We start from the raw sequence: 14,806 nt of genomic DNA, 5'->3' as shown, positions 1-14,806 counted from the left end.
TGAGCTCGTGGTTCCACCCTTCTTCCTTCTGTTCGCATTTGCGAATAGATGAAGCTTTCGATCGGCTAACGGGCCGTTACCGTCATCAGCTACTATATTCACTGATGCTGCTTGGAGGTGGTAAATTATTTTTCCTGCCTGCAAGGGTTTCAGCCATGCCCCTGCTCTCTGAAAGGTGAAAAAGTAACTGTTGTCCTCTTCGATGCATTTTGACAAATTATTTATATTGAACTGAGTAATAGTATAAAAAAGTCTGAGCGGAATTGCAAGTTTATTTTCTTATTTCCTTAATTTCATAACCAAAATCCGATGAAATGGCATAAGTAAAGTTTAGCGGCGACACGAGATTTATGCTGCAGACGGGACGCTTTAAGCCTTAATAAAAAACATTATATAACATCAATCCCGCCAGTTTTTACCGCCCAGTTTGAGCGGAGTGCTGACCATGCGAATTCTTTCCATGAGCCGGCCTGCTTTCATCGGTTCCTTTTCACCGCGCTGAGATGTGGTCAAATGATGTTCGAGCACATCGTAATCGAAATTGGATGTGAAGAAGACAGGCAATTTTTCGGCCATTCGATATTGCAAGATGGTACCGAGCACTTCATCTCTGGTCCAGCTTGACATCGTTTCAGCACCGATATCATCCAACATTAATATCGGAGCTTTTTTGACGAATTCCACTTTTTCATCCAATGTCTGGTTTTGGATAGATTGCTTCATTTCACGTAAAAACTCTGGGACGTATACAACAACTGTTTGAATTTTACGTGTTGCCAGTTCATTCGCCAAAGCGCCTAATATGAAGGACTTCCCAACTCCATAATCTCCATACAAATACAAACCGCGTTCAGGAATCTCACCTGTGGAGTCAATGGTGTTCAAAAAATTCTTCGCAGCCCGCATGATTTGGACACGGCTGTCTTCAGTTTTAAAATCGACATTTGACAGTCGAGCTTCCATCACATCTTTTGGCATATACATGCTATTGACCATTTTCGATACATTTCGACGTTCATCGTCAAGTTGCTTGGTCGGACAGACGACGTAGTCCAGGTCGATGAGACGCTGTGCGATTACCAGTTTGGGTTCGAATCCTTTCATGACATTTACGCAGCCTTCTAGGTTTGGACAGCGTTCACAAGCATGCGAGGCGGTTGAGAACTCATACAGTTTCCCTAAACTGCGATTCACTACTTCTGTATTGATTTCGTCTGAATGTTCACTGATGAATTGCTGGACAGCAATGTCTTCTAGCACTTCTTGCCGAAGTTCCTCGTATTTTGCAGCCAATGAAGGAGCATTGACCACCCGCTTCATAGCATCTCCGATTCGTTCCAATTATTTCACCTCTGTTTCTTGAATCCCCAGTTCCTTCATTAATTTCCGTCGTTCTTCCTCTACGTTAAAATCAGAAGGCGTTTCTGCTTTTTTCGATTTATTGGTACGTTTGGCAAACCATTCAGGCACTTTCTCTTCTCGAATTGGTTTTCGTGTACCTGTATTCGGCTGTTTTCCTTCTTTTAGCCACTTCATATATTTATCATGTTCTTTTCGTGCAAGCTCAAGCGCTGTCTTGACATCCTCTACTTTTTTACTTGCCCAATGAGAGGCAATGCGTTCTGCAAAGCCTTTCGTAATTTTCATATCGTTACGCAACATGATGTATTGGAACAACGCATTTACAACACCAATTGGAAACTCGTGAGTCAGAATAAGTTCTTCTGCTAAATTAATATCGACTGATAATGGTTCTTTGTCAGTAATCTGCCTTAGCATATCAATTGTAGAAATATTTTCTAAATAATAAACCAACTCTTCTTCCCGACTCAAGTCTTCTGGCATTGGCTCATCATTTACCGGTAAAGCGAATGCTTTCTTTAAACGAGGCGGCACTTTCGAGCGGTTCATCTTATAAAATTCAGCGGCGGCTTTTCGCGCCCGCTCCTCTGTAACTTGATGGTTTTCGTCCATTGCAATCATCACAACTTTTTGCATATCCAAAGGCGTCAATGTATATAAAAAAGAAAGTTTTGCTATCATTTCCTGGGAAATACTGCGAAGTGAAGACTTCGGAATCATTTGTTCAGACAGTCCGCTATAAAATAACTCGAAGTTGAAATCTGACATATAAAAAGGGATTCCAGGGGCAACTGTTTTCCCTTGAAACTCCAAGCCATATGTTAACTCCATAGCCTGATCCCCTCTTGCAGGCTGAAATACGTCTAAAAAAGTACGGGAAATGTCTTGATACATTTCTTCATTGATTGATTCTTGAAGAAACCGGCTGCGTAGTTGGCGATATGGCTGTTCACCTATTTTACTGAATAAAAAAGTGGATAATAACGGATCGTGAAAGAAAGAAGGCGCGTCTAGCGGCGGCAGTAACTCGTATAGAAAAGAGCGGTTCTCCATCTCATCTGTTTTTTTATAAGTCCGAAGCAATCCAATCGCCTCTAATGAAATTCTCGCTTCAAAAATTCTTTGAAGTGGGAATGATAAGATATTCATTAAATAGTAATGAGTATGCTCTTGGGCCTCCATATTTTCAGCATCCGTCCAAAGTGTCAAAAACAAACTGACAGCCTCTGAACCGATGAGTGGCTGATAAAACAAAGTGATCATCTGCCGGTCATAAACGGAAAAAGGATGCGCTAGTTTTACTTGGAAGGAATCGACAGGCTGTAGTTCTGTATAAAGCATTATGACAATCTCCTCCTCCTCTGGTTAAAACGATTTACTCTTGTTGGTCTTTCCTGCTTTGTAAATGCTGTAATTCATCTATGAACACGGTGATATCTTTGTATTGCCGATAAACAGAAGCGAAGCGGACGTATGCAACTTCGTCTACGTCAATCAACCGTTCCATCACCATTTCACCTACTTGATCGGAGTCTATTTCTACGATCCCTGCACTTCGCAGCTCTTTTTCAATCGAGATAACAATACCTTTCAATTTTTCTATAGGGACGGCTCGCTTTTCACAGGCACGAATTAAACCTCTAAGCAATTTTTCACTGCTGAACTCCTCGCGCGTTGCGTCTTTTTTGACGACAATGAGCGGGGTATGTTCTACTTTTTCAAAAGTCGTGAAACGATAACTACATTTTTCGCATTCACGTCTTCTACGAATTGAGCGATTTTCTTCTGCCGGACGCGAATCGATAACGCGTGTTCCATTGTAATGGCAAGCTGGACATAACATAGTCGGTTCCTCCGCATTTTTAATTGGTACCTTTCATTATAACAGAAACTGCCGGTACAACAACAGAAGGGTAATGAAAAACACTTCACCGATTATGGTGAAGTGTTCGCTCTGCCATTATGAAATTACTTTATTTTTCAAAGCAGCTGCTACTTTTTTAGTTAATTGGACTACGCGTGCTGAATAGCCCCACTCATTGTCATACCAAGCAAGTACTTTTATCTTACGATCTCCCATTACCATCGTGGAAAGACCGTCAATCGTTGCAGATTCTGTTGTCGTGTTGAAGTCGATAGAAACAAGCGGTTCCGTCGTGAAACGCATGATACCTTTCAATGGCCCATTTGCTGCTTTTAGAAATGCATTATTCACTTTCTCAACAGTCACATCTTTTTCTACGTCTACAACTAAGTCTACAAGTGATACGTTTGGTGTTGGAATACGTAATGCCAAGCCATGAATTTTCCCTTCAAGTTCAGGGAGGACTAAAGATAATGCTTTCGCTGCTCCAGTTGAAGTTGGGATAATTGACTCGCCGCAAGAACGAGCACGACGTAAATCTTTATGTGGATTATCCAAGTTTTTCTGGTCATTCGTGTAAGCATGTACCGTTGTCATTAAGCCATTCACAATACCAAACTCATCGTTCAATACTTTTGCTACTGGCGCCAAACAGTTGGTCGTACAGCTGGCATTCGAAATAACGCTGTGTTTTTCAACGTCCAGTTTATCATCATTAACACCAAGTACTACTGTGACATCTTCATTTTTACCAGGAGCCGTCAAGATTACTTTCTTTGCTCCGGATCCTAAGTGAAGTGCTGCTTTTTCACGTGAATTAAATACACCTGTTGATTCGATCACGATGTCAACACCGAGTTCTTTCCACGGCAGCTTTGATGGGTCGCGTTCAGAAATGAGTTGTACACGTTTGCCGTCTACAATGATGGCATTTTCTTCAGTTTGAATGTCACCGTCAAACACACCGTGAGTGGAATCATATTTTAATAGGTGAGCAATCGTTTCTGCTGGATATGTCGCGTTTACGGCAACTAAATTAACATCTTCTTCCTTGATGATTTGACGGAATACCATCCGTCCAATACGGCCGAGTCCGTTAATCGCAATTGTAGTAGTCATGAAAGGGATCCTCCTGCATGTATGTTATACTTATTATCTTTTATCGTTAATTAGTATAACATATATTACGATTTAGCCAACACTATTAGATGTTTATTTTTTAAAAAAAATTTTCTAAATATACGAAAGAAATACTACTTACAAACACGAACGAACTACGGATATTATGCGGTACCGTCGGGTATTCCTTATAAAGGCGTCGCTTGCCAGTCAGCTAGTATCTTTTCTAACTGTTTTTCAGTTTCTTCTATCGTGCCATTATTATGGATGACTGCGTCGGCACTTGATTCTTTGATATCCATGTCGAGCTGGGAGGCAATTCGTGCATCTGCCTCTTGTTCTGACAATTCATTACGTGCGATTAGACGCTGTTTTTGCAGTTCTTTAGTGACAGAGACGACTAGAATCTTTTCTACATAGGAATGCAATTTGCTTTCAAAAAGCAATGGGATGTCCATAATGACAGTTTGATAGCCTTGCTGCAGATATTGTTCCTTCTGGCTTACCATTTCCCCTCTAATTGCCGGGTGCATGAGTTCGTTTAATTGGACGCGTTTATTTTCATCATGAAAAATTAGTGCACCTAGTTCTTCGCGATTGAGTGATCCGTCTTTTTGAATAACATCACTGCCAAATGCATGTTGAATTTCATTCAAAAGAGGACTTCCTGGTTCAACTACTTGGCGGGCGATGACGTCTGCGTCGACAATAGGGTAACCTTTTTCACGCAGCATGTTGGCCACTGTGCTTTTGCCGCTGGCGATACTACCTGTCAATCCAATGATCACTTCTATCACTCCTCATTTTTGACAAGCAGGACAATAGACGGAAGTCCTTCCGGCAATCTGCTTGCTTTTCGTAGGCGTTTCGCACGTACTGCACACTTTCTTTCCGTACATATGCAAACGATTTTGCATTGTTCCCGCATTGCCGTTGACAGAACGATAATCCGAAATCGTGCTGCCCCCTGCATCTATGCTCTCTTGCAGCACGCGGACAATTTCATTGAACAGCAGAATTTTGCGTTTTCTGCTAATTCTTTCCGCGGCTCGCGCTGGATGAATATTCATATGAAACAATGCTTCTGTTGCATAAATATTGCCACAGCCTGAGATCACTTTGCCATCCATGATCACTTCTTTGATCGCTTTACTTTTATATTTTGTGGATTCCGCCATTTCGAGAAAATGATCTAGCGCTTCCTCTGAAAATGGCTCTGGTGCCATATCTAGGAGAGGCGGAAAATCTTCTTCTGATTGTAAAAGACGCATCTCTCCGAATCTGCGGATATCCGAATAAATAAGTAAACCGCCATCTTCCATCTCCAAAAAGATATGAGCATGTTTACGAAACTTCTCTTCTGCAATTCCATTTAAAGAGTCGACGACAAACCAAGCACCCGTCATCCCTAAATGGCTGACGAGTAGATACGACTGCTCTTGCTTCTTCAGATGAAAATAAATATATTTACTGCGCCGGACGATCTTCTGAATGTGCATAAGTTCCATATCTTGAAGAAAGTCCTCTACAGTTTTTCCTTTAATAATCGTTTCTTTACCAGCTAATTTTGAAGTTACGACCGTATCGGACACGGAAAGCCCTTTGATCGTCCGTCCTTCAACAAGCGGCGCGAGATCTCGCACCACTCCTTCTACTTCGGGTAGTTCCGGCATGTATATCCTCTCACTTCGTTTCGTACCAGGACTTGCCATGATTCCAATCGACTTTTAATGGAACATCAAGCTGAAGTGTTTGTTCCATGACTTCCGGTACGATTTCTTTTAATCTTTCTAATTCTTCCACAGGGGCTTCAAAAATCAATTCATCATGTACTTGCAGCAGCATACGTGTTTGCAATTGTTCTTTTTCAAGTCGTGCGTCCATATCAATCATCGCTTTTTTAATGATATCCGCCGCAGTCCCTTGAATCGGTGTATTCATTGCAGTCCGTTCTGCAAAGCTGCGCAAATTAAAGTTAGAGCTCGTAATATCCGGCAAGTATCGGCGTCTATTAAGCAAAGTCGTCACATATCCCTTTTGCTTGGCATCGGCAATACTGTCATCCATATATTGTTTTACACCCGGGAAACTAGCCAAATACGTATCGATAAATTCCCCTGCCTCTTTACGCGTAATATTCAAGCTTTGCGACAATCCATAATCGCTTATGCCGTAGACAATTCCGAAGTTGACAGCTTTGGCTGCACGGCGCATATTGCTGTCGACATCCTCTTCACTTACGCCGAATACATCCATCGCAGTTTTCGTATGAATATCCGCGCCTTGCTTGAAGGCCTCGATCAATTTCTCATCCTGCGAGATATGAGCTAATACACGCAACTCAATTTGTGAATAGTCTGCAGCAAACATAATCCATTCAGGTTCGGAAGGAATAAATGCTGCCCGTATTTTGCGGCCTTCTTCCAAACGAATCGGGATATTTTGCAAGTTCGGATTGATTGAGCTTAAGCGACCTGTCTGCGTCAGGGCTTGCTGGAAGCGCGTATGAATTTTTCCATCTTCGTGAATCTCTTTTGAAAGTCCATCAATATAAGTCGAATTCAACTTACCAAGCTGACGATACAGTAGGATATGCTGAATGATTTCATGCTCATTCTCTAGCTTCTCCAAAACATCGGCTGCTGTCGAGTAGCCTGTTTTCGTCTTCTTAATCGGTGTCAGGCCAATTTTCTCAAAAAGAATTACACCGAGTTGCTTTGGCGAATTAATATTGAATTTCTCTCCCGCCATTTCATAGATGTCCTTCTCAATCAATGCTAGGCGTTCGGACAATTGTTGACCAATTGTTTGGAGTACGTCCAAATCGGTCTTAACTCCAGTCACTTCCATCTTACCTAGAATTTTCGCTAATGGCAGTTCAAGCTCATGAAATAATTCTTGTTGCTCATTTTCTTCCAACTGCTTGGATACGACTGGGTACAGCTCCCACACAGCATGCGCTTTTCTTGCGACATGCTCTGCAAGTTGTTCTGCAGCAGGAAGTGATCTTTTTGCACCTTTGCCAAAAACCGCTTCATCGCTTTTAACTCCGTGGTATCCGAATGAACGCGCAATCTCTGCTACTTCTCCTGTCGAAAAAGAAGGATTAACGATATATGCTGCCAGCATGAGATCAAAGTCCGTGCCGTTCAGCTCCATGCCAAGCCTCGCTATCGCCGCATAGGCTGACTTGGAATCAGAAGCATATTTCAATGTCGCATGGTCTTCCAGCCATTCTTTAAGCACAGCCGAAGATGCCGCTACATTAGTCGGAACGAAATAGGTATTGGTTTCATTCGACAGGCCAATCCCTAAAATAGACGCTGATAAATAATTGTCTCCATCGATTTCCACATGGATAGACATTGTATCCGTCAACATATCGGCAGTCACTTCATCGACAGTTTGAATTTCTATTTCTTCAAGGTGCTGCACTTCAACTGGCGCATCCAATTTTTCGAGAAGCGAATTAAATTGCAGCTCTTTGTAAAGCTGGATGACTTCCTCTTCATTTCGACCTGCAAAATCTAGATCTGCTAAAGATACTTCGATTGGCGCATGCACTTCGATCGTTGCCAATTCTTTACTCATGAACGCCTGCTCTTTATTCGTCACTAAGTTTTCTTTCATTTTTTTGGCGGTAATTTGATCGATTGATTGGTAAACATTCTCTACTGAACCATACTCTTTCAAAAGCTTTAGCGCAGTTTTCTCCCCAATTCCCGGAACACCTGGAATATTGTCGGACGCATCGCCCATCAAGCCTTTCATATCGATGATCTGCAATGGCTCAATGCCGTATTTTTCTTCAATATGCTGAGGAGTGTATTTTTCAAGATCCGTAATCCCTTTTCTCGTAATACACACCGTTGTCTGTTCGTTTGCCAGTTGGGTCAAGTCCTTGTCTCCAGAAATGATGACCACTTCTGCTTTCGCTTCACTACACTCCCTGCTCAATGTACCAATGATGTCATCCGCCTCATAAAGATCGAGTTCATATTGCTCGATGCCAAATGCCTCAATCAATTTACGGATATAGGGAAATTGTTCGGAAAGCTCGGGCGGCGTCTTTTGTCGGCCTCCTTTATATTCTGTAAAAGTGCTGTGCCGGAACGTTGTTTTACCCGCATCCCAGGCCACCAAGACATGTGTCGGCTTTTCATTGTCCAGAATCGTTTCGAGCATCATCGTGAAGCCATATACAGCATTCGTGTGGATCCCTTTATCATTCGTCAGTAAGGGTAAAGCAAAAAAAGCTCGATACGCCAAGCTGTTGCCGTCCAGTAAGACTATTTTCTTTTTCGTCAAAATCTATCCCACTCCTTTAAGTATCTTCACAATTAATCATCCAGCTGCAAGCGCCAGCCTCTCGGGACACTTCAGTCTTAAAGATAAAGGCAAAAAGCGCCTTTATTTTAAAGCTTCCAGTGCCTGTCGAGGCTAGACGGCGCTTTCCGCTTTTGAATTAAAAACACGTCATTTTCATTTAGTTTACCATTCGGCAACTGTAAATGAAAATGACGCACTTATTATTATTGTAAATATCCAGTTAATAGCTTCGCATATGGTGAATCGGATGGAAGGATGATTACCGTTTCGTCATTCACGACTTTCGAATAAGATTGAAGCGTTCGATAAAGCTTGTAGAATTCAGGATCTTTCGAGAAAGCTTGGTTATAGATTTTTGCAGCTTCTGCTTCCCCTTGTGCTGTCACAATGGCTGCTTCTTTTTTTGCTTTCGCCAACATTTCCTGTACTTCTCGATCCGTTTCTGCTTCGATTTTACGTTTTTCCGCGTCCCCTTCCGACAAATAGGATTGTGCGGTCGATTGACGTTCTGAAATCATGCGTGTGTATATGGATTGCTCGTTCTCTTCAGGTAAGTCGATGCGTTTCATTCGGACATCGACGACTTCGATTCCAAAGTTTCCTTCAGCTAGGAAGTCATTGACCTTCTCTGTAACGCGGTCGTTTAAACTTCCGCGTCCTGAGTTTTCGTCATTGACGACATCCACGTAATCCAGGCGCCCCATTTCATTTCGGACTACTGAATAAATGAATTCCTCCATCCGTGCTTCCGCGTTAACGATGTTCCGGGCGTTTGAAATCATCTTTGCAGGATCTGTGATGTGCCAGACTGCATAGTTGTCGATGATGATCCGCTTTTTATCCTTAGTAGTGATTTCTGCTTCCTGCACGTTATACGTCATTTGGTTTTTAGGCAAAGTCGAGACACTTTGAATAAATGGTATTTTCATATTAATACCCGGGTCTTTGACGATCCTGGTAATTTCACCGAACTGACGAACGACCCGGTATTCATTCTCTTTGACGATGAACAAATTGGAAAGCAGGATGACCAGCACAGCAAATGCGGCGGTCAGCATTACGATTAATTTCGTATAACGTTTGATATTGACTGTTTTTTTCGGTTTGATAACTTTTACTTTAGGATCAGTTGCCGGTCTTTTCTGATCGGTTTTATTTTTCTCATTTTCACTCATTTTCTTCATCGCTTCTTCTATTTTTTTGAAAGGATTTTGCTCGTTACTCATGATGCTTTCTCTCCTTTCTCAGCTTGCTGCTCCGACTCTTTAGTCTCTACAGGCGGGGCTTGCGGCAACTGTTGAATAGGCAAATACTTCATTGTTTCTCCGCTATCGTTCATGATATAAAGATTTGCTTTAGGTAAGACTTGTTCAAGCGTTTCGAGGATCAGACGCTCTCGCGTAATTGCTTTGCTTTTCGCATACTCGGTATATAGATCACTGAATACCGCTACATCCCCTCGTGCTTGTTCAATACGTGCGGTCTTCTTACCTTGTGCTTCGGATTTGATCGCGTCACGTTCACCGATCGCTTCTTTTGTTTTCTGGTTTTCATATTTCTTTGCTTCGTTAATTTTCGTATTCTTCGTTTCCCTTGCATCAGTCACGGCCGTAAATGCAGCACGTACTTCAGCATTTGGCAGTTCTACATCTTGCAGTTTTACGCCTTGAACGGCAATTCCAATGTCATAACTTTCCACCAGGTTCGTTAATAAATCGCGTGTTTTAGCCTCTATTTCTGCCTTTCCATCCGTTAATGCTGCATCGATAGTCGAACTGCCGATGACGGAGCGAATGGAAGCAGAAGCTGCATCCCGCAAAATTTCAATTGGCTCTTCAGCATTGAAAATATATTTTTTGGGATCGACAATTCGCCATTGAACGGTTAGATCGGTGAGTACTATGTATTCATCACCTGTAATCATTTTCGTTTCCTTATCGACAATCTCACCACTTTTGTCTTGTTTGTAGCCAAAGTGGATACTATACGTTTCTTTAGATAAAATTTCAGCCCGCTGAATCGGCCACGGTAGTTTGAAGTGCAAGCCAGACTCCACGACTGGTTCACCCGCTTGACCAAATGAAATCACGACGGCTTGTTCGGATTCGTCAACGGTATACCATGTCGTAAATACGATTAATAAAAGCAATAATCCGGTGATGACTAAGCCCAGTGTCACGAGGATTCGTTTTGTGCCCATAATTGTTCCTCCCTTTTCTCTGTATGTTTACTTTACGGAACAACCGGCAATTTAGTTTCAATGAAATAGAGAATTGTATATCATTGTTTAGATTCACTTACTGGAAGCTGTACTTTAAAGGTGGTGCCGATCCCTATTTCACTATCAACCGTAACAGATCCGTTATGTGCTTCTACTATGTGTTTGACAATTGCCAAACCAAGTCCCGTACCGCCCGATTCCCTGCTTCTCGCACGATCGATACGGTAGAAGCGCTCAAACAAGCGTGGCAGCTCAGAAGATGTGATGCCCATTCCTTCGTCACTGACATCAATATTGACAAAGTCAGATACTTCCTGAACCGATACAGTAATCGTAGTTTCCTCTCGTGAATAGGCAATAGCGTTATTCAGCAAATTGACCATCACTTGTACAAGACGGTCGTGATCCGCAGGGATTATTAATTGTTGCGGCATATTTAATACAACTTCCATATCTTTTTTCTGCAACTTGGTTTGAACAATTTGGATAGATTGCTTAATAACTTCAATCATATTTACAGGTTTACTCGTAATTTCAAAACTTCCGCGTTCCATACTCGACAAACGAAGTAAATCCTCAATTAGCAGTTGGAGCCGATTACTTTCTTTGTAGATGATTTCAAGAAATTCTTTTTTAAGCGCAGAGTCTTCAAGTTCCCCATCCAATAGCATCTCAGAAAATCCTTTAATTGATGTGACAGGGGTTTTCAATTCATGAGAGACATTTGCAACAAAATCTTTACGTATTTGTTCAAGGTGAATCAACTCCGTAATGTCATGCATGATGACAACGATCCCTAGCCAATTCCCATTTTCCCCAATAACTGGAGCACCGTACACTTCCAAATGAACTATATCGCCTTCCAAACGAATTTTTGATTGGAATGAGCGAACTTCTTCCGTTAAAAAAATCGCTTCAATTTCCTTCTCAATATCTTCTGGTAATCCGATATCTTTATAAGTCTTCCCCATTAGATCTTCGCCAGTTCGATGAAATGTTTCTTCAAACACACGGTTTACAAGATTGACAGCGCCTTGCCGACCAAATACAAGAAGACTGCTGCCGATACTGCTGATCAATGTCTTAAGTCGTTCCTGTTCCATCGCACGCAGAATCGAATTCTCTTGCAGATTCCTGGCTATCTGATTGATTGTGATCGTCAACTGCTGATTCATATGACCATCTTCCACTTGAGCTCTCGCTAAGTAGTTACCTGAAGCCAGCTGATGAGCGATATCCGTAAAATGGTCGATGGGTTGAACGTATTGCTGGAGTAATTTTGCCATCACAAACATCATGACGATGAATACTAATACAAGTGTAAGTAAAAGAAAGACCCAATACGTTTGTTGAATGATTGGGTCGACATCTTCTGCGAATAAGTGAAAAAATTGACCTAGGATAATTCCAAGTACAATTAATAAGATGGATAAAATTATCGCAGACGCAGCGAGCAGGCTCGAATAATAGTTCTTCATTTAAATTTGCTCTCCGAATTTATAGCCTACCCCTCTCATCGTTTTGATGTAACGAGGCTTTCTTGTATTTTCTTCGATTTTATCGCGCAGATGGCTGACATGGACGTCCACGATTCTCGTATCGCCCGCAAAATCATAATTCCAGACAGCTTGAAGAAGCTGATCACGTGTGAGTACACGGTTGGTATGACGCATGAAATAGACGAGCAGCTCAAATTCCTTAGGTGTGAAATCTAATTGTTTTTTATCGAGATAGACTTCAAAACGCTCAGGATAGACGACTAATTGTCCTGCTTCTAGAATTTCTTCTTTTATTTTTTGGACCTTTTTTTCGCCGGTACGCCGAAGAACCGCCTTTACCCGAGCTGCCACTTCGCGTGGACTGAAAGGTTTTGTCATATAATCATCTGCCCCCATCTCAAGACCGATGATTTTGTCCATCTCTTCGCCTTTTGCGGTCAGCATTATGATCGGAGTTTCAATATCTTGCTTTCTCAGCATTCTGCACACTTCTATGCCCTCAATTTTAGGAAGCATCAAATCTAAAATAATCAAATCGGGCTCTTCATCTAAAACGAGTGATAGAGCTTGTTCACCGTCACTGGCCAAGATTGTGTGATAATTCGCTTGCTTAAGAGTAAATTCTAATAGTTTTTGAATCGATTGTTCATCTTCTACGATCAATACCTTCTGTTGTTTAGTTTCCATTAATAACTCCTTTTTTCGACAATTGTTCGGTGTTTGTTTTTTCAGGCGTCTTGACGACTACTTCCCCGCTCATGACACACTCTCCCTCGTCATCGATCGCATCTACTGAAATCGTTACTTGATTTGTTGCGAGCTCCAACTTAGTAATTTCCAAGAAAAACTCGACAATCGCATAGTGATATACCGGCTTTGGAAAATGTAGTTGTTGACGGATAATGTGCGCGCCTGGGCCAGGCAAGTGCTTTGAAACTGCAGCTGTCACGATACCCGTCAACATAATCGGCGGCACAATCGGCTGTCCATAAATGGTCTCAGCTGCATAGTCATGCTGAATATACAGCGGATTCGCATCATTTGTCAGCCCTAAATAGAGCATCAAGTCTTTATCCTCAATTTTCTCAGTAAGGCTTAGCCTCTCTCCAACTTCCAACTCGGCCATTTCTTTCCCAATCGTTATACGTTTACCTTTCAACAAAGAAATCCCCCCTAGTATACTTCCGGATTATCCAGTAAAGCGAACGAAGATCTATTCAATTAGTTAAAGTATAGCAATCTCTTTGCGAAAAATCGAGTTACATAAAAAAACGAGCAGCTTCATTCGCTGCTCGTTTCTTCAGACATTCATTATGCCAGAACATTCATTACCGCACGCACAGAGTCAGCTGATTTCTCAAGACCCGCTTTTTCATCGTCCGTTAATTCCAGTTCTATAATTTTTTCGATACCGCCTGCACCTAACACAGTCGGCACACCTAAGTATATACCGTCCATGCCATACTCTCCTTCAAGGAATGCAATAGATGGCAAGACACGTTTTTGATCTTTAAGGATTGCTTCTGTCATCTCCACTAATGAAGCGGCAGGTGCATAGTATGCAGAACCATTACCTAAAAGATTGACGATCTCAGCTCCACCTTTGCGCGTCCGATCTACGATTTCTTCCAGACGGCCTGCAGAAATCAAGTTTTCCAACGGTACACCACCTGCTGTTGAATAACGCACTAACGGAACCATATCATCCCCGTGACCGCCCAATACAAAACCAGTCACATCTTTTACGGAAAGATTTAATTCTTGTGCGACAAATGTACGGAAACGAGCAGTATCTAAAACTCCAGACTGACCGATTACGCGTTCTTTCGGAAAGCCAGATTCCCTATAAACGGTATACGTCATCGCATCAACTGGATTGGTTAACACTAGAATCGTCGTATTTGGTGAATATTTCACGATCTCAGCTGTTACTGATTTCATTACTTTTTGGTTGGTCTGAACTAAGTCGTCACGGCTCATTCCTGGTTTACGTGCAATACCTGCAGTGATGACAACGACATCTGAATCCTTTGTATCTTCATAATTAGAAGTCCCTATGATATTTGCGTCGAAACCTTGAACCGGACCAGCCTCCAACATGTCCAATGCTTTGCCCTTTGTTGGATTTTCCATCTGAGGAATATCCACAATTACGACATCACAAAGTTCTTTTTGAGCCAAAAGAAATGCAGTTGTTGCTCCGGTAAAACCAGATCCGATAACCGATACTTTTTTACGCTTCAATGACATGTAAAACTCCCCTTTTCAGAACAATTTACTATCAATTACGCCTCGGTGTAATTGCGTCTAGATTTTGAATCGAGCAAGCTCGATTAACTCCTTTCAAAACCTGTGACATCCGCCGGAGGCTCCGTCTTTATTCAGCAGGCGTTTGAACACCGCTAAACAGTA

At 42.0% G+C, this 14,806-nt stretch carries 13 protein-coding genes and 1 other annotated feature (1 of these 14 only partly in view); all 13 genes read right to left on the bottom strand.

The window, feature by feature from the left end:
- Window positions 1-212 (bottom strand) — a binding site (T-box leader) (it extends 15 nt beyond the left edge of the window).
- 187 nt (window positions 213-399) lie between these two features.
- Window positions 400-1,341 (bottom strand): primosomal protein DnaI, encoded by a 942-nt coding sequence (gene dnaI, locus H7J92_RS08210; RefSeq protein ID WP_009497648.1) that lies wholly within the window; start codon window positions 1,339-1,341, stop codon window positions 400-402.
- Window positions 1,342-2,703 (bottom strand): replication initiation and membrane attachment family protein, encoded by a 1,362-nt coding sequence (locus H7J92_RS08205; RefSeq protein ID WP_009497649.1) that lies wholly within the window; start codon window positions 2,701-2,703, stop codon window positions 1,342-1,344.
- 34 nt (window positions 2,704-2,737) lie between these two features.
- Window positions 2,738-3,205 carry a transcriptional regulator NrdR gene (nrdR, locus tag H7J92_RS08200; protein WP_009497650.1) on the bottom strand — a complete coding sequence of 156 codons (468 nt, stop codon included), beginning with the start codon at window positions 3,203-3,205 and terminating at the stop codon, window positions 2,738-2,740.
- A gap of 117 nt (window positions 3,206-3,322) precedes the next feature.
- Window positions 3,323-4,345: a glyceraldehyde-3-phosphate dehydrogenase gene (locus tag H7J92_RS08195; RefSeq protein ID WP_009497651.1), complete on the bottom strand. Its 1,023-nt coding sequence runs from the start codon at window positions 4,343-4,345 to the stop codon at window positions 3,323-3,325.
- Between the two features lie 188 nt (window positions 4,346-4,533).
- Entirely contained in the window at window positions 4,534-5,133 is a 600-nt protein-coding gene (gene coaE / locus H7J92_RS08190) for a dephospho-CoA kinase (RefSeq protein WP_343228081.1), read from the bottom strand.
- A gap of 12 nt (window positions 5,134-5,145) precedes the next feature.
- The gene (mutM, locus tag H7J92_RS08185; RefSeq protein ID WP_221836447.1) at window positions 5,146-6,018 is read right to left on the bottom strand and encodes a bifunctional DNA-formamidopyrimidine glycosylase/DNA-(apurinic or apyrimidinic site) lyase; all 873 of its coding nucleotides are present in this window, start codon (window positions 6,016-6,018) and stop codon (window positions 5,146-5,148) included.
- Window positions 6,019-6,028: 10 nt separating this feature from the next.
- Window positions 6,029-8,653, bottom strand: a complete 2,625-nt coding sequence (polA, locus tag H7J92_RS08180) for a DNA polymerase I (RefSeq protein WP_221836444.1) — start codon at window positions 8,651-8,653, stop codon at window positions 6,029-6,031.
- A gap of 224 nt (window positions 8,654-8,877) precedes the next feature.
- Window positions 8,878-9,900 (bottom strand): protease modulator HflC, encoded by a 1,023-nt coding sequence (gene hflC, locus H7J92_RS08175; RefSeq protein ID WP_009497655.1) that lies wholly within the window; start codon window positions 9,898-9,900, stop codon window positions 8,878-8,880.
- Window positions 9,897-10,874 (bottom strand): FtsH protease activity modulator HflK, encoded by a 978-nt coding sequence (gene hflK / locus H7J92_RS08170; protein ID WP_078816873.1) that lies wholly within the window; start codon window positions 10,872-10,874, stop codon window positions 9,897-9,899. The genes hflC and hflK overlap by 4 nt, the downstream gene beginning before the upstream one ends.
- 80 nt (window positions 10,875-10,954) lie before the next feature.
- Window positions 10,955-12,373: a two-component system histidine kinase PnpS gene (gene pnpS, locus H7J92_RS08165; RefSeq protein ID WP_078816874.1), complete on the bottom strand. Its 1,419-nt coding sequence runs from the start codon at window positions 12,371-12,373 to the stop codon at window positions 10,955-10,957.
- Window positions 12,374-13,081, bottom strand: a complete 708-nt coding sequence (locus H7J92_RS08160) for a response regulator transcription factor (RefSeq protein WP_078816875.1) — start codon at window positions 13,079-13,081, stop codon at window positions 12,374-12,376.
- A complete protein-coding gene (locus tag H7J92_RS08155) occupies window positions 13,071-13,556 on the bottom strand; it encodes a MaoC/PaaZ C-terminal domain-containing protein (RefSeq protein ID WP_009497659.1) in 486 nt (161 codons plus the stop codon). Before H7J92_RS08155 ends, H7J92_RS08160 begins: the two co-directional genes overlap by 11 nt.
- A 149-nt stretch (window positions 13,557-13,705) precedes the next feature.
- On the bottom strand, window positions 13,706-14,644 hold the full coding sequence (gene mdh / locus H7J92_RS08150; RefSeq protein ID WP_009497660.1) for a malate dehydrogenase: 939 nt from the start codon (window positions 14,642-14,644) through the stop codon (window positions 13,706-13,708).
- Between the last annotated feature and the right edge of the window lie 162 nt (window positions 14,645-14,806).

The organism is Sporosarcina aquimarina, from assembly GCF_019748715.1.
Classification (GTDB): domain Bacteria; phylum Bacillota; class Bacilli; order Bacillales_A; family Planococcaceae; genus Sporosarcina; species Sporosarcina newyorkensis.
This window is presented reverse-complemented; position numbering and strand designations above follow the sequence as displayed.

Coding starts and splice junctions, on each gene's coding strand:
- H7J92_RS08195 (WP_009497651.1), bottom strand. CDS start 4,345: ATGACTACTACAATTGCGATTAACGGACTCGGCCGTATTGGACGGATG.
- H7J92_RS08160 (WP_078816875.1), bottom strand. CDS start 13,081: ATGGAAACTAAACAACAGAAGGTATTGATCGTAGAAGATGAACAATCG.
- mdh (WP_009497660.1), bottom strand. CDS start 14,644: ATGTCATTGAAGCGTAAAAAAGTATCGGTTATCGGATCTGGTTTTACC.
- mutM (WP_221836447.1), bottom strand. CDS start 6,018: ATGCCGGAACTACCCGAAGTAGAAGGAGTGGTGCGAGATCTCGCGCCG.
- H7J92_RS08205 (WP_009497649.1), bottom strand. CDS start 2,703: ATGCTTTATACAGAACTACAGCCTGTCGATTCCTTCCAAGTAAAACTA.
- hflK (WP_078816873.1), bottom strand. CDS start 10,874: ATGGGCACAAAACGAATCCTCGTGACACTGGGCTTAGTCATCACCGGA.
- nrdR (WP_009497650.1), bottom strand. CDS start 3,205: ATGTTATGTCCAGCTTGCCATTACAATGGAACACGCGTTATCGATTCG.
- hflC (WP_009497655.1), bottom strand. CDS start 9,900: ATGAGTAACGAGCAAAATCCTTTCAAAAAAATAGAAGAAGCGATGAAG.
- pnpS (WP_078816874.1), bottom strand. CDS start 12,373: ATGAAGAACTATTATTCGAGCCTGCTCGCTGCGTCTGCGATAATTTTA.